The 23,261-nt window shown below is 65.3% G+C and carries 21 protein-coding genes; 6 read left to right on the top strand and 15 right to left on the bottom strand.

What is annotated here, in order from left to right:
- Positions 1-3: 3 nt before the first annotated feature.
- From IDT60_RS07280 to IDT60_RS07260, 5 genes are all read right to left on the bottom strand, one after another.
- A complete protein-coding gene (locus IDT60_RS07280) occupies positions 4-1,254 on the bottom strand; it encodes a pseudouridine synthase (RefSeq protein WP_164200919.1) in 1,251 nt (416 codons plus the stop codon).
- A gap of 111 nt (positions 1,255-1,365) precedes the next feature.
- Positions 1,366-2,052 carry an SMC-Scp complex subunit ScpB gene (locus IDT60_RS07275; protein WP_191081412.1) on the bottom strand — a complete coding sequence of 229 codons (687 nt, stop codon included), beginning with the start codon at positions 2,050-2,052 and terminating at the stop codon, positions 1,366-1,368.
- Entirely contained in the window at positions 2,049-2,861 is an 813-nt protein-coding gene (locus IDT60_RS07270; RefSeq protein WP_164200922.1) for a ScpA family protein, read from the bottom strand. The genes IDT60_RS07275 and IDT60_RS07270 overlap by 4 nt, the downstream gene beginning before the upstream one ends.
- A 6-nt stretch (positions 2,862-2,867) precedes the next feature.
- A complete protein-coding gene (locus IDT60_RS07265; protein ID WP_164200924.1) occupies positions 2,868-3,767 on the bottom strand; it encodes a ParA family protein in 900 nt (299 codons plus the stop codon).
- A gap of 253 nt (positions 3,768-4,020) precedes the next feature.
- Positions 4,021-5,364: a cation:dicarboxylate symporter family transporter gene (locus IDT60_RS07260; RefSeq protein WP_191081411.1), complete on the bottom strand. Its 1,344-nt coding sequence runs from the start codon at positions 5,362-5,364 to the stop codon at positions 4,021-4,023.
- 140 nt (positions 5,365-5,504) lie between these two features.
- Here IDT60_RS07260 and IDT60_RS07255 point away from each other — a divergent pair, with 140 nt between their 5' ends.
- The gene (locus IDT60_RS07255; RefSeq protein WP_191081410.1) at positions 5,505-7,148 is read left to right on the top strand and encodes a sensor histidine kinase; all 1,644 of its coding nucleotides are present in this window, start codon (positions 5,505-5,507) and stop codon (positions 7,146-7,148) included.
- Complete coding sequence (locus IDT60_RS07250) at positions 7,141-7,854, top strand: response regulator (RefSeq protein ID WP_191081409.1); 714 nt, start codon at positions 7,141-7,143, stop codon at positions 7,852-7,854. Before IDT60_RS07255 ends, IDT60_RS07250 begins: the two co-directional genes overlap by 8 nt.
- Here IDT60_RS07250 and IDT60_RS07245 read toward each other — a convergent pair.
- Positions 7,851-9,746, bottom strand: a complete 1,896-nt coding sequence (locus tag IDT60_RS07245; protein ID WP_191081408.1) for a propionyl-CoA synthetase — start codon at positions 9,744-9,746, stop codon at positions 7,851-7,853. The genes IDT60_RS07250 and IDT60_RS07245 overlap by 4 nt on opposite strands.
- A gap of 175 nt (positions 9,747-9,921) precedes the next feature.
- Between IDT60_RS07245 and IDT60_RS07240 the strand changes: the two genes are divergently transcribed.
- From IDT60_RS07240 to IDT60_RS07225, 4 genes are read left to right on the top strand one after another with little or no spacing between them, the layout of a single operon-like run.
- A complete protein-coding gene (locus IDT60_RS07240; protein ID WP_164200935.1) occupies positions 9,922-10,578 on the top strand; it encodes a GntR family transcriptional regulator in 657 nt (218 codons plus the stop codon).
- Positions 10,571-12,091 carry an MmgE/PrpD family protein gene (locus IDT60_RS07235; protein WP_191081407.1) on the top strand — a complete coding sequence of 507 codons (1,521 nt, stop codon included), beginning with the start codon at positions 10,571-10,573 and terminating at the stop codon, positions 12,089-12,091. Before IDT60_RS07240 ends, IDT60_RS07235 begins: the two co-directional genes overlap by 8 nt.
- Positions 12,092-12,125: 34 nt before the next feature.
- A complete protein-coding gene (gene prpB / locus IDT60_RS07230; RefSeq protein ID WP_164200938.1) occupies positions 12,126-13,031 on the top strand; it encodes a methylisocitrate lyase in 906 nt (301 codons plus the stop codon).
- A gap of 34 nt (positions 13,032-13,065) precedes the next feature.
- Positions 13,066-14,205 (top strand): bifunctional 2-methylcitrate synthase/citrate synthase, encoded by a 1,140-nt coding sequence (locus IDT60_RS07225; RefSeq protein WP_191081406.1) that lies wholly within the window; start codon positions 13,066-13,068, stop codon positions 14,203-14,205.
- A gap of 93 nt (positions 14,206-14,298) precedes the next feature.
- Here IDT60_RS07225 and IDT60_RS07220 read toward each other — a convergent pair whose 3' ends face one another.
- The 9 genes from IDT60_RS07220 to IDT60_RS07180 all read right to left on the bottom strand — a co-directional run bounded on the left by IDT60_RS07220 (position 14,299) and on the right by IDT60_RS07180 (position 23,255).
- The gene (locus IDT60_RS07220) at positions 14,299-14,784 is read right to left on the bottom strand and encodes an 8-oxo-dGTP diphosphatase (protein WP_191081405.1); all 486 of its coding nucleotides are present in this window, start codon (positions 14,782-14,784) and stop codon (positions 14,299-14,301) included.
- Between the two features lie 93 nt (positions 14,785-14,877).
- Entirely contained in the window at positions 14,878-15,906 is a 1,029-nt protein-coding gene (xerD, locus tag IDT60_RS07215) for a site-specific tyrosine recombinase XerD (protein ID WP_191081404.1), read from the bottom strand.
- Positions 15,906-16,568: an NUDIX hydrolase gene (locus IDT60_RS07210; RefSeq protein ID WP_164200944.1), complete on the bottom strand. Its 663-nt coding sequence runs from the start codon at positions 16,566-16,568 to the stop codon at positions 15,906-15,908. Before IDT60_RS07210 ends, xerD begins: the two co-directional genes overlap by 1 nt.
- 25 nt (positions 16,569-16,593) lie before the next feature.
- Positions 16,594-18,339 (bottom strand): CTP synthase, encoded by a 1,746-nt coding sequence (locus IDT60_RS07205; protein ID WP_164200946.1) that lies wholly within the window; start codon positions 18,337-18,339, stop codon positions 16,594-16,596.
- Positions 18,340-18,428: 89 nt separating this feature from the next.
- Positions 18,429-20,168: a DNA repair protein RecN gene (gene recN, locus IDT60_RS07200; protein ID WP_191081403.1), complete on the bottom strand. Its 1,740-nt coding sequence runs from the start codon at positions 20,166-20,168 to the stop codon at positions 18,429-18,431.
- A 3-nt stretch (positions 20,169-20,171) separates the two neighbouring features.
- On the bottom strand, positions 20,172-21,197 hold the full coding sequence (locus IDT60_RS07195) for an NAD kinase (protein ID WP_191081402.1): 1,026 nt from the start codon (positions 21,195-21,197) through the stop codon (positions 20,172-20,174).
- A gap of 13 nt (positions 21,198-21,210) precedes the next feature.
- Positions 21,211-22,023 (bottom strand): TlyA family RNA methyltransferase, encoded by an 813-nt coding sequence (locus IDT60_RS07190; protein WP_191081401.1) that lies wholly within the window; start codon positions 22,021-22,023, stop codon positions 21,211-21,213.
- 2 nt (positions 22,024-22,025) lie between these two features.
- Positions 22,026-22,256 carry a hypothetical protein gene (locus IDT60_RS07185; protein ID WP_191081400.1) on the bottom strand — a complete coding sequence of 77 codons (231 nt, stop codon included), beginning with the start codon at positions 22,254-22,256 and terminating at the stop codon, positions 22,026-22,028.
- A gap of 9 nt (positions 22,257-22,265) precedes the next feature.
- Positions 22,266-23,255 carry an HAD-IIA family hydrolase gene (locus IDT60_RS07180; RefSeq protein WP_191081399.1) on the bottom strand — a complete coding sequence of 330 codons (990 nt, stop codon included), beginning with the start codon at positions 23,253-23,255 and terminating at the stop codon, positions 22,266-22,268.
- Between the last annotated feature and the right edge of the window lie 6 nt (positions 23,256-23,261).

Below are 23,261 nucleotides of genomic sequence, written 5' to 3'. Positions count from 1 at the left end.
GCCTCAGAGCCCTACGGATGCCAGCAGGTGGCCGACTTCCTGCTTGCCAAGGTTGCGGATGCTGCCTTGGCGCTGGTCACCCAGGCCGATGGGGCCGACCTTGACGCGCACCAGGCGCAGGACCGGGAAGCCCACGGCGTCGAACAGGCGCCGGACAATGCGGTTCTTGCCGGAGTGCAGGATCACTTCGATCAGCACGTGGCCCGGCGTGGAGTCAACCAGCTTGAAGGAGTCCACGTTGGCGAAGCCGTCCTCGAGCTCCACGCCTTCCTTGAGCTTGGCACCGATTCCCTGGGGGAACGGGCCACGGACCTGGACCAGGTACGTCTTGGGGACCTCGTAGGACGGGTGGGTCAGCCGGTTGGCAAGTTCGCCGTCGTTCGTAAGCAACAGGAGGCCCTCGGTGGCGACGTCCAGCCGGCCCACATGGAACAGCCGTTCGCCCTGGTGGGTTTTCCGCACGAAGTCGCTGATGCAGGGGCGGCCGTCGGGGTCCTCCATGGTGGACACAACGCCCTTGGGCTTGTTGAAGACCATGTAGACGAGGTTTTCGTCCAGCTGGATGCGCAGGCCGTCAACGTGGATGACGGCGGTCTTGGGATCCACCCGGACACCAAGCTCGGTGACTACCTGGCCGTCAACTTCCACCCGGCCTTCCGCGATCATTTCTTCACAGACGCGGCGCGATGCCACCCCGGCCTGCGCCATGACCTTCTGCAGGCGGGTACCGTCGGCGTCGTGCATTTCAGACTGCGGAACGGGACCGCGGGGTCCGCGCTTGCGGGAAGGCTTGCGCACCGGGCCAAGGTTCTGGCCGAAGCGTTCGCTGCCAAACGCACGGGAGGCTGCTGCCCCCGGCTTGCCGGCGCGTGCTTTGGGCTTGAGAGCCCCGGGAGTGCCCGGCGCTTTTTTGGCGCCCGGCTTGCGGGCACCCGGCTTCCGGGATGAAGGTGCTGCGGCGGGCTTCCAGGCGGAGTCCCCGCGGTCGGCCGGGGCATCGCCCGGATCAACGAAAGCCTCTTCGCGCGGCTTCGGCGCCTTGTAGGGGCGGTCGCCGCCGCCAAAACCTGCGTTGCGCTTGCCGGCGCCGGCGCGGAATCCGCCGCCTGCCGCGCCGGGGCGGCCGCTGCCGCCCTGGGCAGGATTTCGTCCTGCCGCTGCACTGCGGCCCGCGCCGCCTTGCCCTGTGTTGCGTTCTGAACTGTTGCGTCCCGAACTGTTACGTGGTGAACCCTGGCGTCCCGCCTGTGTCATGACCCGTCCTTCGATATGTTGACCGGCACGTTGTCCAAGAACAACCCTAGCCAGCCATGCAGAATTTATCTGCCCTTATGAATACTCTTGTGCGCAGGCGGGAGGTACCGCCTACATTCTGTCGGCGTCGTAGAACTCCGCGATGCCCTCGAGCCCCGGTAGATGGGGTGAGAGCTGAGGCAGCTCCGCCACGGAGCCGATTCCCATCCGTTCCAGGAAATACGATGTAGTCCGGTAGAGGATGGCTCCCGATTCGGGATCGTTTCCCGAATCTTCGATCAGCCCGCGCTGGGTCAATGTCCGTACGACAGAATCGACATTGACTCCTCGAATTGCGGACACCCTGGCCCTGGAGACAGGCTGGCGATACGCGATGACAGCAAGTGTTTCCAGTGCTGCCTGCGTCAGCCTGGCAGTCTGACCCTCCAGCACAAACCGGCCGACAATGTCGGCGAAGTCTGAGCGGGAATAGATCCGCCAGCCACCGGCGATGCTCCGCAATTCAAAACCCCGGGGGCTGGAGCTGAAACCAGCAACGCTGGCATCGTCCATGTCCGGGGCTTTAACAGTATAGCCGTTATACTCCCGCTGCAGTTCCGCAAGCAAATGCTCGACGACGCCGACTGTCAGGTTAAGTCCCGCGGCGAGTTCCGTGGCAGTGGCCGGCTGGTCGAGGATCATCAGGACCGCTTCGAGTGCGGCCTTCGCACCCCCGGGGAGCTCGTGGACGTCCGGGGCCTCCTGCGCGGCGTCGTCCGGTCCGCTGGGTTTTGGGGTGGCCGAAAAGTCTTCAGTCACGTTTGCTCCTCATACTCCTCGCTCAGGTTTTCTGTAGACCAGTCCCTTGTGTCCGCAGTCCAGTGCACCGTGAGATCGCCCAGCGGTGACAGCTGGTCAAAGGACACGGCCCGGTCCCGGAACATCTCCAGCAGCGCCAGGAACCTGGCCACCACCACCAGGGTGGAATCGGCGTCGGCGATCAGGGCCCGGAAGGACAGCGGCTTTCCCAGCTGAAGCCGGAGGCCCAGGATTTCGGCCTGCTCCTTGACGCTGACCGCACTGCCATGGAGGTGCGCCAGGCCAACTTCGGTGGGCTTGGGCGTTTTCGGCTGCAGGGCTGATTCTGCCAACCGTGCGAATTGTTGCGGCGTGTGTTTCCACACCAGTTCCGGAAGCATGGCGGCGAAGTGTTCCTCAAGGGTGACTTCACGGGGAAAGCGCTGCGCCTCCTGCTCCAGGGTGTCGGCCATGAGGGCGGCTACCTGCTTGAACGCCTTGTACTGGAGCAGCCGGGCAAACAGCAGGTCGCGGGCCTCCAGCAGGGCGATATCTTCATCGTCCTCCACCTCGCCGGCGGGCAGGAGCCGTGCCGCTTTGAGGTCCAGAAGCGTTGCGGCAATGACCAGGAATTCACTCGCCTCGTCCAGCGCCCATTCCTCGCCGAGCCGCTGCAGCTTCCTGATGTACTTGATGAATTCATCGGTGACCGTTGCGATGGCCACTTCGGTGATATCGAGCTGATGTTTGGCGATGAGGCCCAGCAGGAGGTCGAACGGACCCGTAAAGTTGGCCAGCCGCACCTCAAAGCCGGGCTTGGACTCAGCCACCCCTGGCTAGGGTGCGCCGCCGCGCGAGATCAGTTCCTTGGCCAGGCGGCGGTACGCATCGGCCCCGATGTGGTTGCCGGCATAGCTGGTGATGGGTTCGGCCGCCACGGTGGCATCGGCGAACTTGATGGAACGCTTAATGACCGTCTCGAAGACTTTGTCTCCGAATGCCTCCACCAGGCGGGCGATGACCTCGCGGCTGTGCAGCGTCCGGGCGTCGTACATGGTGGCCAGGACACCGTCAACCTGCAGCCGGGGGTTGAGCCTGTCCTGGACTTTGTCGATGGTTTCCACCAGCAGTGCCACCGCGCGGAGGGCAAAAAACTCACAGATCAGCGGAATGATGACGCCGTGCGCCGCCGTCAGGGCATTAACAGTCAGCAGGCCGAGCGAGGGCTGGCAGTCGATGAGGACGACGTCGTAATCGTCTTCCACCTTTTTCAGCGCCCTGTCCAGGACCTGTTCACGGGCTACCTCGTTGACCAGCTGCACCTCTGCGGCGGAGAGGTCGATGTTGGCCGGCAGCAGATCGACGTTTTCGACGTTGGTCTGGTGGATGGCGTCACGGATATTCACTTTGCGGTCCATGAGCACGTTGTAGACCGTCAGGTCCAGTTCGTGCGGGTTGATGCCCAGGCCGGCAGACAGCGCGCCCTGGGGGTCGAAGTCAACCAGCAGCACGCGGCGGCCGTATTCAGCGAGGGCCGCCGCAAGGTTGATGGTGGACGTGGTTTTGCCAACACCACCCTTTTGGTTGACCATCGCGATCACACGCGCGGGACCGTGGGACGACAGCGGTGCAGGTTCCGGAAATTCGCGGTGGGGGCGCCCGGTGGGACCCATCACGGCGTCTTCCAGATCGAGTTCCGTGCCTTCCAGAGTTGCCGAACCCTGTTCGCTGCTCACGTATCTATCCACACTTTCGATGACGGTGATATTTCCTGCCGCTGGTGGTCCAGCGCCGATCCTGCTTTTCACCTAGGCTACAGGCCCCGACACGGTATTCGAGGGAACTTGACATTGTGCAGTTTCTGAGCCTTGACCTTCTACTAGAGGTGGAAGGTTGGGCTGCCGGACGCAGAAACCGCCCGCGCAGCCGGGGCTGTGCGGGCGGTTTCTGGCGTGGTTCGCGCCTTGTGCGGACGCTTCGGGCTGCCGGCTAGGCGTGGGCCAGGGCGGGCTGGGCCGGCTCGGCCTTCGCCGGCTCGCCGTGCCCGGCGATCATGGTCTGCTCGTCGAAGGGAGCGTTGCCGGAGAGGACGTCCTCTACCTGCTTGACGTCAATCTCCTTGACCCAGGTACCGATCATGATGGTGGCGACGGCGTTGCCGGTGAAGTTGGTCAGGGCACGGGCCTCGGACATAAAGCGGTCGATGCCAACGATCATGCCGACGCCGCCCAGGAGTTCGGGCTTGTGGGCCTGCAGGCCTGCGGCAAGCGTGGCCAGGCCTGCGCCGGTGACGCCGGCAGCACCCTTGGAGGCGATGATCATGAAGACCAGGAGCGACACCTGGGCACCGAGGTCCAGCGGGGTGCCCATGGCGTTGGCGACGAAGAGGGAGGCCATGGTCAGGTAGATGGCAGTGCCGTCCAGGTTGAAGGAGTAGCCGGTGGGGACCGTGACGCCGACAACCGGCTTGGAGACACCCAGGTGCTCCATCTTGGCGATGAGGCGCGGCAGGGCAGCTTCGGAGGAGGACGTGGAGAAGATCAGCAGGTATTCACGGGCAAGGTACTTCATGAGCAGGAAGATGTTGACACCGGACACAATCTTCAGCAGACCGCCCAGGATGATGATGATGAACAGGGCGCAGGTGATGTAGAAGGCCGCCATCAGGGTAAACATGCTGACAATGGCCTGGAATCCGGTGGCACCGACCACGGCGGCGATTGCACCGAAGGCACCGACGGGAGCGAGCCACATGATCATGATCAGGATGCGGAATACGAGGACCTGGCCGTGGCCGATGGCCTTGAGGATGGGAGCGCCCTGCGGGCCCATCTTCTGGAGCGCGAAGCCGACGAGGATGGCCGCGAACAAGGTGGGCAGCACGGGGATATCGCCCGGGATGATGTTCATGAGGAACTCCACGGTGCTGTCCGTGGCCGCCTTCTTGGTGGGATCGTACGGCGTCAGCTTCAGGCCTTCACCGGGGTGGATCAGGTTGCCGACCACCAGGCCGATGGCGAGCGCGAAAGTGGACATCACCACGAAGTAGCCCAGGGCGAGGCCGCCCACCTTGCCGACGGTGGCTGCCTTGGCGATGGATCCGATGCCCAGGACGATGGTGCAGAAGATGACCGGGGCGATCATCATCTTGATGAGCTTGATGAAGCCGTCGCCGAGCGGCTTGAGTGACTTGCCCACTTCGGGGAACATCAGCCCGATGACGGCGCCGAGAATCACCGCCGCGATGACTGCGATGTAAAGGTAGTGCGACTTGTCGATGCCCTTGCGCCGCTTCTTCACGGTGCCGAGCGACTCTCCTCGTTGAGAAGCCATGGTGTGTCTCCTTATGGATAATCTGGTAGACGCTGCGGCACATTCTCTGGGCTCATCGCGTCGGTCTGGTGTGATATCCATCATTGGGCACACCGTGACGCAGCTCACCGTTGCGGTCATATTGGTCATAGGAGGCACTGATGATCCACCGCTGGAGCATCGCCCGCAGGCTGTTCGTAGCCAACCTGCTGATCGTTGTGGCCTTCATCGCCATCGTGGGCACCGCGACCTTCGTTGATGCCAGGGACCGCGCCTATGACGAGGCCGGGCTGCGGATGACCGGGGTGGCGGCGGCAGTGGCCGCCAACCCCCTGGTGCTCCAGGCAGCGGACCAAGCGGATCCGTCGGCGGTTTTGCAGCCTTATGCCCTGAAAGTCATGGCGGGGGCCAGTGCGGAATTCCTGACCATCATGGCCCCGGACCGGACACGCTGGACCCATCCGCGCCAGGAGGAAATCGGGCGGCCCTACATCGGGTCCATCGATGCTGCATTGCGCGGGGAAGTGTTCACGGAAGTCACCGCCGGCACCCTGGGGCCGTCCGTGCGCTCGATTGTTCCCGTCCTCGATCCGGCCGGCAACGTCAAGGCGCTGGTGGCCGCCGGCGTGACCGTCCGGACAGTGGACGTTGCGTTTGCCGGCCGGCTTCCCGCGCTGCTGGCCATCGGAGGGGCACTCTTGGTGGGCGGCTCGCTGGCTTCCTGGCTGTTGGGCCGCTACCTGCGCCGGGTCACCAGGGGGTGGGGACCCGAACAACTGTCCCAGCTCTTTGCCTACTATGAGTCGGTGCTGCACTCGGTCCGGGAGGGCCTCATCCTCATTGACGCCAAAGGCCGGGTGGTGATGTACAACGATCAGGCAGCAGACCTGCTGGGCCTCCCCCGCCGCACGTCCGGGGACGATCCGTCCCGGCCGCTGAACCTGGCAGAGCTGCCTTTGACCGAAAGCCTGAAGGAGCTTTTTGAATCCGGGCGCCAGGCCCGTGACGAGATCCATCTGACGGGGCCCCGCATTGTGGTGGTGAACCAAGGTCCGGCCGTTGGCCCGGACTCCCCCGCTGAACGGCGTCCGGAGGTCTACGGCACCGTGGCCACGATCCGCGACCGTACGGAAATCGAGTCCCTCGGCAGCGAACTGGAAACCATGAAAACGTTGTCCGATGCGCTGCGGGCGCAGACGCACGAACACGCCAACCGCCTGCACACCATGGTGTCCCTGCTGGAACTTGGCCGGACTGCCGAGGCGTTGGAGTTCGCCACCAGGGACCTCGAACTCAGCCAGCAGCTTACGGACGAGATGGTCAGCTCACTGGACGAACCGGTACTCAGCGCCCTGGTCATGGGTAAAGCGGCGGAAGCCAACGAGCGGGGCGTGAAACTGACGCTGCGGACCCAGGGTACGGCGTCGGTAGAAGGACTTGCCGTTCAGGACCTTGTCACCATCGTCGGCAACCTGCTGGACAACGCGATCGACGCAGCAGCCGGGGGCGCCGCACCGAAGGAGGTGGAGCTGAGCGTGGAGTCCGACGCCGAAGGCCTGGACATCACCGTCCGGGATTCCGGTTCCGGGGTTGATCCGGCCGCCGTGGACCACATCTTCAAGCACGGCTTCAGCACCAAGAAAGCCGGGCCTTTCGGCCGCGGTGTCGGCCTGGCCCTCGTCAAGCAGGCCGTGCAGCGGCTGGACGGTACGATGGCCATCTCCGGAACGGACGGGGCAATCTTCAGTGTCTTCCTGCCCGCCATGGCCACCGAACATAATCCAAAGGACCAATCCAGTGAGTGATATCCGAGTCCTTGTGGTCGAAGACGAACCGGTGGCCTCGGCCGCCCATGCCGCCTACGTAGGCAGGATGGCGGGCTTCACGCTGGCCGGCACCGCGCCGGACGGCCAGTCCGCGCTCAGGCTCCTGACGGAACTCTCGGCCTCCGGCGAGCCTGTGGAGCTTGTCCTGCTCGACATGAACCTTCCGGACCTGCACGGCCTGGACATTGCCCGGCGGATGCGGTCCGCAGGAATCCTGGCTGACATCATCGCGATCACGGCGGTCCGGGAAGTCGCAATCGTCCGGAGCGCGGTGGCTATCGGGGTGGTCCAGTACCTGATCAAGCCCTTTACCTATGCCACGTTCGCGGACAAACTCACCAGCTACCGGCTCTTCCGGCAGCAGCTGACGGCGCCGGAGTCGGGGGCGCGGCGGACCGGTGCGTCCCAGAGCGAGGTGGACCAGGCGTTCGCGAGCCTGCGGGCGCCGTCGGAACTGCCCCTGCCGAAAGGCCTGTCCGTTTCCACGCTCGACTCCGTCAAGGAATACCTGAAACAGCAGTCGGCGCCGGTTTCGGCCACCGAGGTGATGACGGCGCTGGGCATGTCCCGGGTGACTGCCCGCCGCTACCTCGAATACCTGGCCGACGCCGGCACCGTCACGCGTGCCCCGCGTTACGGCACTCCGGGCCGGCCGGAAAACGAATACGGCTGGAACCGGGCCTAAGCGGCGCCATCCGGCCGGAGCACCCCGAGCAACTGCCCAATGACCTCCGGGTCCTCAATCGTGGACGGCACAACGTATTCGTCGCCGTCGGCGATTTGCCGCATGGTCTTGCGCAGGATCTTTCCGGACCTGGTCTTCGGCAGCGCCTGCACCACTGTGGCGTGCTTGAAGTCGGCTACCGGTCCGATGTTCTTCCGGACCAGGGCAACCAGCTCACGGACCAGTTCCGCTTCGTCGCGGTCCGCTCCGGCTTTGAGCACCACGTAGGCGCTGGCGCGCTGCCCCTTCAGGGCGTCGGCCACCCCGATCACCGCGCACTCTGCGACGGCCGGGTGGCTGGCAACCACCTGTTCGATCGCGCCGGTGGACAACCGGTGGCCGGCGACATTGATGATGTCGTCAGTCCGGCCCATGACAAAGACGTAGCCGTCGGCGTCCCGGTAGCCGCTGTCGCCCGTGGCGTAGCTGCCTTCGAAGGCCTCGAGGTAGGAGGACACATAGCGGTCATCGTTCTGCCAGAGCGTTGTCAGGGTGCCCGGGGGCAACGGCAGCCCGAGGACAATGTTGCCCTCCTCCCCCGGTTGCACCGGCGCGCCGGAGCCGTCAACGATGGTGAGCGCATAGCCGGGCATGGGGACGGTGGGCGAACCTGGCTTAAAGGGCAGGTCCTCCAGTCCGCGGGGATTGGCACAAATGGCCCACCCGGTCTCGGTCTGCCACCAGTGGTCCACCACGGGGACGTTCAAGACCGCGCCCGCCCAGCGGTACGTTTCGGTGTCGAGCCGTTCACCGGCCGCAAACAGCGTGCGCAGGGTGGAGATGTCATAGCGCGCCAGCTCCGCCGCCTCGGGGTCGGCCTTGCGGATCGCCCGCAGGGCGGTGGGCGCCGTGAACAGCACGTTGACCTTGTGGTCCTGGACAACGCGCCAGAACGCGCCGGCGTCGGGAGTGCCCACCGGTTTGCCCTCATACAGCAGGGTGGTGGCACCGGCCAGCAGCGGGCCGTAAACGATGTAGGAGTGGCCCACCACCCAGCCGACGTCCGACGCTGTCCACATCACTTCGCCGGGCCCGATGTCGTAGATGTTCGCCATGGTCCACGAGAGCGCGACGGCGTGGCCGCCATTGTCCCGCACCACACCCTTCGGGGTACCCGTGGTGCCGGACGTGTAAAGAATGTAGAGCGGATCCGTGGCGGCCACCTCCACGGGCGCCGCCGGAACAGCCCCTTCCATCGTCTGGTCCCAGTCGAGCCACCCCGGGAAGTCCTCCAACGTGGCGGCGAAGCCTTCGCGGTTCTTGACGATGACGGGCAGTTCGCCGACGCCGCTCAGGGTGAGCGCTTCGGCCACGGCAGGCAGGTACTCCACATGCCTCGACGGTTCAATGCCGCCCGAAGCGGTGACAATGACAGAAGGCCCGGCGTCAACGATCCTCGCCGCCAGCTCCTTGGGCGCGAACCCGCCGAACACCACCGAATGGACTGCACCCAACCGCGCCGTAGCAAGCATGGCAATCGCGGCTTCGGGAATCATGGGCATGTAGATGACCACCCGGTCGCCTTTGCCCACACCCTGCGAGCGCAGCACTCCGGCGAACCGGGCCACCAGTCCGGTCAGTTCCGAGTAGGTATAGCTGCGCTTGATCCCCAGCATTGCGGAATCGTAGATGAGCGCGGCATGGTCCCCGCGGCCGGCTTCGACGTGGCGGTCCAAGGCGTTGTAGGCCGTGTTGAGAGTGGCCTCCGGAAACCAGCGGTACAGCGGGGCTCCGGACTCATCCAGGGCGGCCACGGGCGGTTTGCTCCATGACACTGCCCGTGAGGCTTCCAGCCAGAAATCCTCCCGCTCATCCAAGCTCCGTGCGTACGTTTCCTGATAGCTGCTGCCCATGTTGTGCTCCTGTCCACGCTGACATGCTTGTCCTCCATGCTAGGGGGCGAGGGCACGCCAGACAAGGGTTTTGTATACATAGAATTGCTATTTTCGGGTTTTAGCGCCGAATGCTTGGGCCTGGATGCGTTTTGTGTATACACTGGCAACATCCACGCAATGAGGGGAGGAAACCTTGCGAGCCAGCGACAAAGCGTACGCGTCACTTCGCGAAGACATCATCGAATGGCGCCTCGCGCCGGGCACCGTCCTTGCCGAAGTGGAACAGTCCGAACGCCTGGGGGTGTCCCGCACCCCGGTCCGGGAGGCGCTTAGCCGCCTCAGTGCGGAAGGACTCACGACGGCGGCGGGCGGCCGCGGCGTCGTCGTCACCGATATCTCCCTGGACGACATCGACGAGATGTTCGAGCTCCGCGAAACCCTGGAGGGCAAGGCGGCAGCCCTGGCCGCCGAACGCGGCGAGCGCACGGTGTTCGAACGGCTCCATGCCGATCTCCTGCGGGCGCCGGAGCTGATCAGCAAGGATGACCCCGCGCGGCACGAGTACTACGCGCTGGTGGGCCGCCTCGATGAGGCGATCGACGCCGCCATCTCCAACTCCTACCTCGCCCAGGCTATGCGGAGCCTGCGCGTCCATCTGGTCCGCGTCCGCCGCCTCGCTGCAGATGACGCGGCGCGCCTGAACGCAGCCGCGGCCGAACATGCCGCAATTGCCGAGGCCATCGCGGCCGGCAATGCCCGGCTCGCCGAAGCAGCCACCACGCTGCACCTGCACCGCAGTCTTTCCCACGTCAAAGCGACCCACTCACCTACTAAGGAGCACCATGGTTAAGCTCAACCACGTCCGTGTATACAAGAGCGAAGAGAACCTCGCCCGTGAAGACCAGCTGGCCCACAAGATCGCGGAGGTCGCCGCCGACGCCGTCGAGGTGACCCCGGAGGTCACCGAGATGGTGATCAACCGGGTCATCGACAACGCGTCGGTTGCCATCGCTTCCCTGAACCGCGGGCCCATCATCGCCGCCCGTGCCCAGGCCCTGACCCACGCACCCACCACCAACGGCAAGGGCTCCGGCGTCTTCGGCATCACGGACCGGGTCTCCCCCGAGTGGGCAGCCTGGGCCAACGGCGTCGCCGTCCGCGAACTCGACTACCACGACACCTTCCTGGCGGCGGACTACTCGCACCCCGGGGACAACATCCCGCCGATCCTCGCCGTAGCCCAGCACGTTGGAGCCAGCGGCAAGGACCTGATCCGCGGCATCGCCACCGGCTACGAAATCCAGGTCAACCTGGTCAAGGCCATCTGCCTCCACAAGCACAAGATTGACCACGTGGCCCACCTCGGCCCGTCCGCCGCGGCCGGCATCGGCACGCTCCTCGGCCTTGATGTGGAGACCATCTTCCAGTCCGTTGGCCAGGCACTGCACACCACCACCGCCACCCGCCAGTCCCGCAAGGGCGAAATCTCCACCTGGAAGGCCCACGCCCCGGCATTCGCCGGCAAGATGGCCGTTGAGGCCGTGGACCGCTCCATGCGCGGCCAGACCTCGCCGGTTCCGATCTATGAAGGTGAAGACGGCGTTATTGCCTGGATGCTGGATGGCCCCGACGCCTCGTACGAGGTTCCGCTGCCCGAAGCCGGCGAACCCAAGCGCGCCATCATGGACACGTACACCAAGGAACACTCCGCCGAATACCAGGCCCAGGCCTGGATCGATCTGGCCCGCAAGCTCCACAAGGAACACCCGGAGGCCACCGACCCCGCCAACGTCAAGTCAGTCCTGATCAAGACCAGCCACCACACGCACTACGTGATCGGCTCCGGCGCCAACGATCCGCAGAAGTACAGCCCCACAGCCAGCCGCGAAACGCTGGACCACTCCATCCCGTACATCTTCACCGTCGCCCTGCAGGACGGCAGCTGGCACCACGTTGATTCCTACGCCCCGGAGCGTGCCGGCCGGCCCGACACCGTGGAGCTGTGGCACAAGGTCGCCACCGAGGAAGACCCGGAATGGACGCGCCGCTACCACTCACTGGACATCGCCGAGAAGGCCTTCGGCGGTTCGGTTGAGATCACCCTGAACGACGGCACCGTGATCACCGATGAGATTGCCGTAGCCGACGCCCACCCGCTGGGCGCCCGGCCGTTCGCCCGCCAGCAGTACATCAACAAGTTCCGCACGCTGGCAGCCGGCCTTGTGGCCGAGGAGGAAATCGAACGTTTCCTGGCAGCTGCCGAAAGCCTGCCGGACCTGGGTCCGGGCGAGCTGGACCAGCTGAACATCACCGCCGCCCCCGGTGTGATCGACCTCAGCAACGCACCCGCCGGCCTTTTCTAGGCTCTTTCTTTCCGACCTCCGACAGGGAGAACACATGCTGTACTCGAAGAAAACCCCGGAGCAGAAGCGCCTGGCACTGCGCGGGATGCTCGCCTCCGGCACCATCCAGCAGTTTCCCGGCGCCTTCAGCCCGCTGTCCGCGCGGCTGATTGAGGAAAAGGGCTTTGCCGGCGTGTACATCTCCGGTGCCGTGCTGGCCAACGATCTTGGCCTGCCGGACATCGGGCTGACCACCCTGACTGAGGTTGCCACCCGGGCCGGGCAGATCGCCCGTATGACTGACCTGCCCTGCCTGGTGGACGCGGACACCGGATTCGGCGAGCCCATGAACGTGGCCCGCAGTATCCAGGAGCTTGAGAACGCCGGACTGGCCGGCTGCCACATTGAAGACCAGTTCAACCCCAAGCGCTGCGGCCACCTGGACGGCAAGAACGTGGTGGACCTGGACACCGCCGCCAAGCGCATCCGGGCCGCAGCGGACGCGCGCCGGGATCCGAACTTCCTCATCATGGCCCGGACCGACATCCGGGCCGTGGAGGGCATTGAAGCGGCCCAGGAGCGCGCGCGGGCCCTGGTGGACGCCGGCGCCGACGCCATCTTCCCGGAAGCCATGAAGGACCTGTCCGAGTTCCAGGCCATCCGGGATGCCGTGGACGTGCCGGTCCTGGCCAACATGACGGAGTTCGGCAAGAGCGATCTGTTCACGGTTGACCAGCTGCAGTCCGTGGGCGTCAACATGGTGATCTACCCCGTCACGCTCCTGCGCATTGCCATGGGCGCTGCAGAGCGTACGCTGGAATCGATCAAGGCAACAGGGTCACAGGAAGCACAGGTGGAGAACATGCTCACCCGTGCGCGTCTCTATGACCTCGTGGACTACGAGGCCTACAACCAGTTCGATACCGGCGTTTTCAACTTCCAGATTCCCGGCGTCCGCTAGGACCCGGAACCCCGCAAGAACGAAGGAGTTCAACATGGCTGCTGAAGATATCAAGAAGGGCCTGGCCGGCGTTGTGGTGGACTACACCGCGGTTTCCAAGGTCAACCCCGACACCAACTCGCTGCTCTACCGCGGTTACCCCGTGCAGGAACTTGCCGCCAAATGCAGCTTCGAAGAAGTTGCCTACCTGCTCTGGAACGGCGAGCTGCCCACCGCGGAAGAGCTGTCCGCATTCTCGGTCCGCGAGCGCGCAGGACGGGCGCTTGATCCTGTGGTGAAGCAGGTCATTGACGCACTCCCCACCACCTCGCACCCGATGGATGTGTGCCGGACGGCGGCGTCCGTCATGGGCGCCCGGCACGAACTGGCCGAGGACTCCTCGCCCGAGGCCAATATGGCCAAGGCCGTGGATCTCTTTGCTGCGATGCCCGCGGTGGTGGCCTACGACCAGCGCCGCCGTCGCGGCCAGGAGCTGGTGGAGCCCCGGGATGAGCTGGGTTACTCGGAGAACTTCCTGTGGATGGCGTTCGGCGAGGATCACGTCCCGGAGGTCGTGGAGGCCTTCAACGTCTCGATGATCCTCTATGCCGAACATTCCTTCAACGCTTCCACGTTCACCGCCCGGGTGGTCACCTCAACCCTGGCTGACCTGCATTCGGCCGTGACGGCAGCTATCGGTGCCCTCAAGGGTCCGCTGCACGGCGGCGCCAACGAGGCCGTCATGCACACTTTCGACGAGATCGGCATCCGGTCCGAGGAGTCCCTGGACCAGGCCGCTGCCCGGGCTAAGGCCTGGATGGAGGATGCCCTGGCGCAGAAGAAAAAGGTCATGGGCTTCGGCCACCGCGTCTACAAGCACGGCGACTCCCGCGTCCCCACCATGAAGGCCGCGCTGGACAAGATGATCGCGCACTACGGCCGTCCGGAACTGCTGGGGCTGTACAACGGCCTTGAGCAGGCCATGGACGAGGCCAAGGCCATCAAGCCCAACCTCGACTACCCGGCCGGCCCCACCTACCACCTGATGGGCTTCGACACCCCCACGTTCACTCCCCTGTTCGTGGCCAGCCGCATCACAGGGTGGACAGCGCACATCATGGAACAGGCGGCGTCGAACTCACTGATCCGGCCGCTGAGCGAATACAACGGCCCGGAAGAACGGCACGTGCCCTAATCCCCACCGGCGTGGGCCCATCCGGCTCCCAAACAGTCGACGGCGGGCCGGTCACCTGTAGAAGGTGACCGGCCCGCCGTCGGCGTCTCCGCCTCAGCGCGTGGTGTAGTCCAGCACCTCACGGACGGATTCGTTGTCATCGTTCAGGACCACGGTGAGCCGCAGCACGGACCCCCCTAGCGCCAGCGGCAGCCAATGCGCTGCGTCCTGCCACATCCGCTCCACAGGCAAGGACCCGACGTCGAACCATTCCGGCCGGATCTCCGCGCTTTCAGCCGGAACACCGTCCCAGCGCTCTGCCACGAACAGGCGGGTAGTCATGTTCCATTCCGGCCGGGCGGGAAAGTCGAACTTCACCACCCCGGCGTCACGGAGGTCTGCTTCGAGGACTACCACACCGGCTTCCTCCTGCACTTCGCGGCAGGCAGCCTGCTGGTCTGTCTCCCCCGGCTCAACGTGGCCGCCGAGTCCCACCACCTTGCCCAGCCCAAAACCGGTCTTCTTCGTTCCCAGCAGGACCTGGGACACGCCGGTGGACTCCCGGGTGAGGAAGCACAGCGTGACAGCGGTGAATGTCATGCCCTCAACCCTATAACCGGCGGCGTGGCCGGCGCGGTTCCCCGGGGATGCCGCGTTCAATGTGCCGAGACCCAAGAAGGCTGAACCTGGTTGTCAGCCCAGCGCGCGCGGGTGGGCGGCGGCGTAGATTTCCCGGAGGGTGTCCGCCGTAACCAGGGTGTAGACCTGCGTGGTGGTGACGGAGGCATGGCCCAGCAGCTCCTGGACCACGCGGACGTCCGCGCCGCCCTCCAGCAGGTGCGTGGCGAAGGAATGCCGCAAGGTGTGCGGCGATACGTCTTTGGTGATGTTTGCCTTGTCCGCCGCGACTTTCAGGATGGTCCACGCACTTTGGCGGCTGATCCGGCCGCCCCGGGCATTAAGGAACAGGGCCGGTGTGCCCTTGCCCTTGGCAGCCAGCAACGGGCGGCCCCGGACAAGGTACGCGTCGAGCGCCCGGGCGCCATAGGAGCCGAGTGGTACGAGCCGTTCCTTTGATCCCTTGCCGAACAGCCGGACCACCGCCGGCCCGGCCTCAGCGTCCTGCAGGGAAATGTCGTCCACGTCCAGGCCCACGGCCTCACTGATTCGGGCGCCGGTGGAGTAGAGGAATTCGAGCAGTGCGCGGTCCCGGAGGCCGGTGGCGGTGTCTGTGCCGGCCGCTTCGAGGATGCGCGTGACTTCATCCACGCTGATGGCTTTGGGCAGCCTCTTACCCGGCATGGGCGGGTGGACGTCGCTGGCCGGATCCGTCACCGTCAGTCCTTCCAGGGCCCAGAATTTATGCAGTCCGCGGACGGCAACCACAGTCCTGGCCGCAGACCTGACGCCCAGCGCCGTGCCGCCGTCGGAACCGTCATTGAGGGCCATCACGAAACCCGTTACATGATGGCGGGTGATCTGGTCCGGGGCGTGACAGCCCTGAGCCCCCAGGTATCGGGAGTAGCGCGTCAGGTCACGGCGATAGGCGGCAAGCGTGTTGGCTGCCAGGCCCCGTTCGACGCCCATGTGCTGAAGATATCCCGTGATGGCGCGGTCGACGGCGGTCTGGGGCTGGACTGCCTCGGCTGCAGCTTCCGGCGCTGCGGCTGCCGGGGAGGTGGATTCCGGCGACGTGGTTTCCGGCGACGTGGTGGCGGTCATCAACGCTGGCTGGGGTGCGCCGGCCAGGGTGCGTTTGCGGGGCGGAGCCCGGCAAAGCCGTCCGCCCGGGCTGCTGCTGCGGCCAGGATTCCGACGACGGCGGAGGGGTTATGCAGCCGCCCGCCAAGGACTGCCGCCACGGCTTCGTCCAGGGCGATCCAGTGGAATTCGATCTCCGCTTCCTCATCGGTCCGCTCGTGGCGGTCGTGGTGCGGCACGTCCGTGAGGTCACGGGCCAGGTAGATCCTGATGGCCTCGCTCGATGACCCGGGTGAATTGAAAAAGTCCGCCAGGACGTTCCATTGTGCGGCCGCGAGGTCTGCCTCTTCAGCCAGCTCACGGGCGGCGCCCACCACAAAATCTTCGCCTTCAATGTCCAGGAGGCCTGCCGGGATTTCCCAGAGATCCATGCCTACCGGATGGCGATACTGCCGGATGAGGAGTACCTCCCCGGCAGTGTTCATCGGCAGCACCGCGACGGCGCCGGGGTGGTCGATGTAGTCACGGGTCAGTGCTTCGCCGGTCTCACTCAGCTGGAAGCTGTCGCTCACAACGTCCCAGATCCGGCCTTCGTAGACTTTTTCCGTAGACAGAAGACGGCGCGGGCTCGGTGCATCCGAAACCTGCTCTGCAGCTGGGATCGTTTCAGGTGTACCGGGCATCGCGCCGTCCTCTACTTATTCGGTTCTATTTTGCCGCAACCGTGCGTGACGGTTTGGCCTCTGGTGCGCCCTGTGCGTTCTGGTGGTCCAGGGCGGCCTTAATCAGTCCGCTGAAGAGCGGGTGGGGCCTGGTGGGACGTGAGCTCAGCTCCGGGTGCGCCTGGGTTGCCACGTAGTACGGGTGGACCTCGCGGGGCAGTTCAACATATTCCACGAGCTTGCCGTCCGGTGACGTGCCGGAGAACACCAGGCCCTCGGCGGCGATCTGGTCGCGGTACTTGTTGTTGACCTCGTAGCGGTGGCGGTGGCGTTCGCTGACGGTGGTCTTCCCGTAGGTCTCGGCAATGACGGAGCCTTCGTCCAGCTTGGCCTCGTACAGGCCAAGGCGCATGGTGCCGCCGAGATCGCCCTTGCCTTCCACAATGTCCAGCTGCTCTTCCATCGTGGCGATGACCGGGTACTTTGAGTCAGGCTCGAACTCGCTTGACGATGCGCCTTCCAGGCCCACCACGTTGCGCGCATACTCGATCACCATGCACTGCAGGCCAAGGCACAGGCCCAGGACGGGCAGCCGTGATTCGCGGGCGTATTTCAGTGCGCCCAGCTTGCCTTCGAGGCCGCGGATACCGAAGCCGCCGGGGACGCAGATCGCATCCACGCCGCCAAGGGATGCCACGGCGCCTTCGTGCGTTTCGCATTCGTCCGACGGGACCCAGCGGATCTTGACCTTCGTGTCGTTCGCAAAACCGCCGGCGCGCAGGGCTTCGGTCACGGACAGGTAGGCGTCCGGAAGGTCGATGTACTTGCCCACCAAGGCAATTTCGACGTGGTGCTTGGGGTTATGGACTGCTTCGAGCAGCTTGTCCCAGCTGGTCCAGTCCACATCCTTGAACGGCAAATCCAGGGCGCGGACGATGTAGGAGTCCAGCCCCTGGGTGTGCAGGGTTTTGGGGATGTCGTAGATGCTCGGGGCATCGGGGCAGCCGATGACTGCTTCGATGTCGACGTCGCACATGCGGCCGATCTTGGCGCGCATGGCTTCGGGGACTTCGCGGTCCGAACGGATCACGATTGCTTCCGGCTGGATACCGATGGAGCGCAGGGCCGCCACGGAATGCTGGGTTGGCTTGGTCTTCAGTTCCTGCGACGGTCCGATGTAGGGAACCAGCGAGACGTGGACGAAGAAAACGTTGCCACGGCCAATGTCCTGGCGGACCTGGCGGGCTGACTCGAGGAAAGGCTGGGACTCGATGTCGCCGACGGTGCCGCCGATTTCGGTGATGATGACGTCGGGCGCGTTTTTGCCTTCGGCGGGCAGGCGCATGCGGCGCTTGATTTCATCGGTAATGTGCGGGATCACCTGGACAGTGTCGCCGAGGTATTCGCCGCGGCGTTCCTTGGCGATCACGGTCGAGTAAACCTGGCCGGTGGTCACGTTGGCTGAGCCTTCGAGGTTTTCGTCGAGGAAGCGCTCGTAGTGTCCGATGTCCAGGTCCGTCTCGGCGCCGTCGTCTGTGACGAAGACTTCACCGTGCTGGAAGGGGTTCATCGTGCCCGGATCCACATTGAGATAGGGATCGAGCTTCTGCATAGTTACAGACAATCCGCGTGCCCGCAGCAGGTGACCGAGGCTCGAAGCCGTCAGTCCCTTACCGAGCGAGGACGCCACACCACCGGTTACGAAGATGTGTTTGGTCGTCTTGGACGAGCCCGGGAACCGGGAATTTACACGGGAATTTGATCGCTGCACCACGGAATTCGAGCCTATCATCAAATGAGCCTTCCCCTGATCAGGAACTGGTTCCCCAAATGATCCAGTGTGCAGGGCGAGGCGCCCTGCGATCAAGGGCCTGACGTCCCTTAGGCACCCTGTGGCAGCAGTTTCGCGTCGTCAAGCAGCTCCTGGGCGTGGGCCCGGGCCGATTCGGAGTCCTCCTGGCCCGCAAGCATGCGGGCCAGTTCCTTCACCCGCTCGGCACCGTCGAGGAGGCGGACATCACTGGATGTAAACCCGGTGGCAGTGCCGCCGTCGGCTCCTCGAACTGAAGTTTTGGTGACGGTGATGTGCTGATCCGCAAACGCTGCCACCTGCGGCAGGTGCGTGACCACCAGAACCTGGACGTGGCGGGCGAGCATGGCCAGCCGGCGCCCGATTTCGACGGCGGCACGCCCGCCCACGCCGGCATCCACTTCGTCGAACACGAACGTAGGCACCGGGTCCACCGCGGCGAGGACCACTTCGATGGCCAACATCACACGCGACAGTTCACCGCCGGAGGCGCCCTTGCCAAGTGGTCGGGCAGGCGCCCCGGAGTGTGGCTGGAGCAGGAAGGAGATCTCGTCCGCGCCGTGCGGCATCAGCTGGCCTGTGTTTTCGAGGTTGATCAGAAGGGTGGCGTCAGCCATGGCCAGTGCCTTCAGCTCGGCGCTGACGCGGCTGGAGAGGTCTTTGGCAGCCTTGGCGCGGATCTTGCTGATGGCCGCGGCCTGCTTCTGCAGTTCTGCTTCGGCCTTGGCAACCTCGGCGTCCAGCGCCTCGATCCGGGTGGAGTCGTCCTGGAGTTCATCGAAGCGCACGCGGGCGTTCTCGGTCCAGACCAGGACTTCGTCGATGCTGGGGGCATACTTGCGGACGAGTTTGGCCAGGGACGCGCGCCGGCCCTCGATTTCGGCGAGCCTTTCCGGTCCTTCCGAGTCCAGGCCCGCCTGGTAGCTCGCCAGTTCCGTGGCGATGTCGTTGAGCAGGAAACCCACTTCTGCCAGGCGGGCCGCGGCGGAGCCCAGCTCGGCGTCGTGTTCGGCCACATGTTCGAGGGTGCGTTTCGCGGCGTCCACCAGGGTGGTGGCGTCGCCCTCATCGCCGTAGTCTTCCGCGATGAGGGCCTGGTGCGCGGTGTTCGCTGCGATCCTGAGTTCTTCCACGTTGGCCAGTTTCACGGCTTCCGCTTTGAGAGTCTCGTCCTCCCCCGGCTGCGGATCCACTTCGTCGATTTCGGCCAGCGCAATCTCCAGCGATTCGGCTTCGCGGAGCCTGTCACGGGCGGCGCTGCGGAGGGTTTCCAGCTCTGTCTGGACTGCTTTCCAATGAGTGTGAAGCGTCTGGTAGGTACCCAGCGGTCCGGCCAGGGCGTCGCCGGCAAACTTGTCGAGGGCACCGCGCTGGGCCACCGCCCCCTTCAACCTGATCTGGTCCGACTGGCCGTGGACCACCACAAGGGTTTCACCGATCTCGGCCAGGACACCCACGGGGGCTGCCCGGCCGCCCAGGAAGGCACGGCTGCGGCCGTCCGCTCCGAGGCGACGGGCAAGGATGAGTTCCGCGCCGCCGTCGAACTCTTCCACGTCCGCGCCCGCCTCAATGGCCCGGGCTATTGCCGAGTGCCCGGCGTCGAGCTTAAGGACGGCCTCCGCGGTGGCGCTTTTCGCGCCGCTCCGCACGGCACCGGCGTCGGACCTTGCCCCGAGGAGGAGGCCGACGGCGGTGACCACCATCGTTTTACCTGCACCGGTTTCACCGGTGACGACGCTCAGCCCGGGGCCCAGCGGAAGGGTGGCGTCAGTGATAACGCCCAGATCGCGGATTCTCAGTTCTTCAAGCATGCTTCACTTTGCGGTCGCGGGATCGGTGGTGTCGTCGGGCCGGTCTCCGGAGGGAACCTGAAGCGGCGGCATGGGCCGCAGCGTCCGGACGACCGGAAGGGGCCCGGTGTGGATGGACTCCGATTGTGGCACGGGCCCGCGCCAGCCATGGATGGGGAGCTCGAATTTGCGGACCAGCCGGCCGGAGAATGGCGTCTGATGTGTTCTTGCAAGGCGGACCGGAGTGGCGGACTTTGTCACTTCCACCCGTGCACCGGGCGGCAGGTCCACGGAACGCCGGCCGTCGCACCAGAGTACGCCCTGGGCGCCGTTCCGGGTGAGGACTTCCACGGCCAGCCGTGACGCCGGCGATACCACCAGGGGCTTCGCAAACAACGCGTGGGCGCTGATGGGCACAATCAGCAGGGCTTCGACCTCGGGCCAGACCACCGGTCCGCCAGCCGAGAAGGCGTAGGCGGTTGAGCCTGTCGGGGTGGCAAGCACCACGCCGTCGCAGCCGAATGTCGTCAGCGGGCGCTCGTCCACTTCGGTGACCACCTCGAGCATGCGTTCGCGGTTGCCCTTTTCGATCGCGGCTTCATTAAGGGCCCAGGTGTGCCAGATCTTCTGGCCGCGGACCCACACCTGGACGTCGATGGTCATGCGCTCTTCCACCGTGTAGGCGCGGCGGGCAATCCACTCCACGGTCTGGGCCAGGTCTGCCCGCTCACTCTCGGCCAGGAAGCCGACGTGGCCAAGATTGACGCCCAAAAGCGGGACATCGACCTCGCGGACCAGCTCAGCTGCCCGAAGGATGGTCCCGTCACCACCAAGGACCATCACAAGCTCCACGTCAGGCAGCAGCACATGATCGTGCAGGATCTCCACCGGCTGGTTGAGCTGGCCGAAGAATCTCTCCATGTCCGCCAGCTCGGATTCCTGCATCACCGGGACGATCCCTGCGTCATACAGCTGGGCGCAGGCTTCCCAGGCAGCCTTCAGTGATTCCTCGCGGCCAGTGTGGGCAAGGACAAGTACTCGCCTGCTCATCGAGTTCCGCTTTCTAGTGGTTCGGCCAGATTCTGCCAAGCAAACCGTCCATGGCTGCGTGGCGCTCTTCGATCTTAGGCAGGTCTTGGGACATCCTGCGCTTTATCCACAGGAAGTATTCGACGTTTCCGTCCTGGCCGGGCAGGGGGCTGGCCGCCAGGCCGCATAAGTCCAGTCCGGCGTCGAGCGCCGCGTTGGCCACCTTTTCCACTGCCATCCGGCGTTCGCGCTCAGAAGTCACCACGCCGGTGCGGCCAAGGCGGTCCTTGCCGATTTCGAACTGCGGCTTGACCATAAGCACCAGGTCACCGCCCGGCTGCGTGCACATGGCCAGCGGATGGGCCACCAGGGTCAGCGAGATGAAGGAGAGGTCAGCCACCGTAAGTTCGGCCTGTCCGCCGATATCCCCGGGCGTCATGTAGCGCACGTTGAGTCCCTCATGCACGGCTACGCGGGCGTCTTCCCGGAGCTGCGGCACCAGCTGGCCATGCCCGACGTCGACCGCCACCACGTGTGCCGCACCGCGCCGCAGCAGCACCTCAGTGAAGCCGCCGGTGGAAGCGCCGGCGTCAAGGCATCTTTTTCCTGCCACCATGACGTCAGGGAAGGCGTCAAGCGCGCCGGCCAGTTTGTGGCCTGCCCGGCTGACGTAGCTGTCCTCTTCGGTGTGCTCAACGGCCAGGTCCCTGTCCTCCGGCACCTGCAGTGACGCCTTCGACAGGATCTGCCCGGACGAACTCACCTTTCCCTCAGCGATGAGTGCGGCGGCGTGGGTCCGGGACCTCGCCAGGCCGCGGGCCACGAGGGCTTGGTCCAGACGAGCCATGCTCAGGCCTCTCCTGCCCCGTTGGGGGCGTCTTCGTTTAGCGCCTCGAGCAGGGCGTCATGGAGTTCACTGTAGACAGCTTCGTGCTCCGCGCCGGGCATGCCGGGCACTCCGCGCAGGGCGGCGACGATAGCCGCAATCTCCGGATCGCCGATTTGTTCAGCTCCGGGCTCGGGCCATTCGGGTGTTTGCTGGGCTGGGTGGGCGTTGTGCTCGTGGTTCAGCTCAGTCATTGCACCAGTCTACTGAGTGTGCCATTCGAGTTTCGGCGCCCTTGCTTCGGCAGCGTCCGGCACGGCAGCCCACCAGGCAGCGCAGGCCGCGCGCCAGGCGTTGATGTCATCCTCGCGGCCCTGGACGCTGACTGTCTCCCCGGTGACGTGCGCTGCAGCGTCGCCGCAGCGGTACGTTGCGTCATCGTTGCTGATGGCCGGGTACGGGCGGTGCAGGTCGCTGAGTACGCTGATGACATAGTCAGGGCGCTCGGCAGTGCGTGCCGCGAGGATGGTGTGCTTGGTGTCGACGCCGGTCAGCACCGCCACGGTGGCAAAGCCGGCGTTGTTGCCGCCGAGGATGTCCGTGTCCAGGCGGTCGCCCACCACCAGGGGGCGGTCGGCGGCGAGCCGTTTGGCTGCTGCATGGAAGAGCGGGGCCTCCGGTTTGCCCGCGACAAGCGGCGTCTGACCGGTGGCGGCCGTGACGGCGGCTACGAGGGTGCCGTTGCCGGGAGCCATGCCGCGTGCCTGCGGAATGGACATGTCCGTATTTGTGGCTACCCAAAGCGCGCCTGCGGACACCACGAACGCGGCCTCGGCGAGGTCCTTCCACCCGATACCCGGGTTGAACCCCTGGACAACTGCAACCGGCTCCTCGTCCTGGCTGCTGACCGGAGTCAGGCCCGCCAGTTCGATCTCCTGGGCCAGCGCCGGGCTGCCGGTGATCAGCACCTTTGCCCCGGGCCGCAGCATGGAGGACAGCAGTTCGGCGGCGGCCTGCGATGAACTGACCACCTGGTCGTCCTCCGCCGGGGCGCCGAGTTCACGGAGGTGCGCGGCGACCTGCGCGGGAGTGCGTGAGGCATTGTTGGTCACATAGCCCAGGCCAATTCCCAGGCCGGCCAGCTGCTGCAGTGACTCGACGGCGCCGGGGATGGCGTGCGGGCCTTCATACACCACGCCGTCAAGGTCCGCCAAGAGGGCGTCAAAAAGGGAGATCAGGGAAACGTCAGTCATGGCGGG

Source organism: Pseudarthrobacter sp. BIM B-2242 (assembly GCF_014764445.1).
Lineage (GTDB): Bacteria > Actinomycetota > Actinomycetes > Actinomycetales > Micrococcaceae > Arthrobacter > Arthrobacter luteus_A.
The sequence above is the reverse complement of the archived record's forward strand: the minus strand, read 5'-3'. Positions and strand labels throughout refer to the sequence as shown.

Bases quoted from the DNA above. Each gene is read 5' to 3' on its own strand.
- IDT60_RS07280 (WP_164200919.1), bottom strand. From the start codon at position 1,254: ATGACACAGGCGGGACGCCAGGGTTCACCACGTAACAGTTCGGGACGC.
- IDT60_RS07260 (WP_191081411.1), bottom strand. From the start codon at position 5,364: ATGGCTTCTCAACGAGGAGAGTCGCTCGGCACCGTGAAGAAGCGGCGC.
- IDT60_RS07255 (WP_191081410.1), top strand. From the start codon at position 5,505: ATGATCCACCGCTGGAGCATCGCCCGCAGGCTGTTCGTAGCCAACCTG.
- IDT60_RS07245 (WP_191081408.1), bottom strand. From the start codon at position 9,746: ATGGGCAGCAGCTATCAGGAAACGTACGCACGGAGCTTGGATGAGCGG.
- IDT60_RS07235 (WP_191081407.1), top strand. From the start codon at position 10,571: ATGGTTAAGCTCAACCACGTCCGTGTATACAAGAGCGAAGAGAACCTC.
- prpB (WP_164200938.1), top strand. From the start codon at position 12,126: ATGCTGTACTCGAAGAAAACCCCGGAGCAGAAGCGCCTGGCACTGCGC.
- IDT60_RS07225 (WP_191081406.1), top strand. From the start codon at position 13,066: ATGGCTGCTGAAGATATCAAGAAGGGCCTGGCCGGCGTTGTGGTGGAC.
- IDT60_RS07220 (WP_191081405.1), bottom strand. From the start codon at position 14,784: ATGACATTCACCGCTGTCACGCTGTGCTTCCTCACCCGGGAGTCCACC.
- xerD (WP_191081404.1), bottom strand. From the start codon at position 15,906: ATGACCGCCACCACGTCGCCGGAAACCACGTCGCCGGAATCCACCTCC.
- IDT60_RS07210 (WP_164200944.1), bottom strand. From the start codon at position 16,568: ATGCCCGGTACACCTGAAACGATCCCAGCTGCAGAGCAGGTTTCGGAT.
- IDT60_RS07205 (WP_164200946.1), bottom strand. From the start codon at position 18,339: ATGATAGGCTCGAATTCCGTGGTGCAGCGATCAAATTCCCGTGTAAAT.
- recN (WP_191081403.1), bottom strand. From the start codon at position 20,168: ATGCTTGAAGAACTGAGAATCCGCGATCTGGGCGTTATCACTGACGCC.
- IDT60_RS07195 (WP_191081402.1), bottom strand. From the start codon at position 21,197: ATGAGCAGGCGAGTACTTGTCCTTGCCCACACTGGCCGCGAGGAATCA.
- IDT60_RS07190 (WP_191081401.1), bottom strand. From the start codon at position 22,023: ATGGCTCGTCTGGACCAAGCCCTCGTGGCCCGCGGCCTGGCGAGGTCC.
- IDT60_RS07185 (WP_191081400.1), bottom strand. From the start codon at position 22,256: ATGACTGAGCTGAACCACGAGCACAACGCCCACCCAGCCCAGCAAACA.
- IDT60_RS07180 (WP_191081399.1), bottom strand. From the start codon at position 23,255: ATGACTGACGTTTCCCTGATCTCCCTTTTTGACGCCCTCTTGGCGGAC.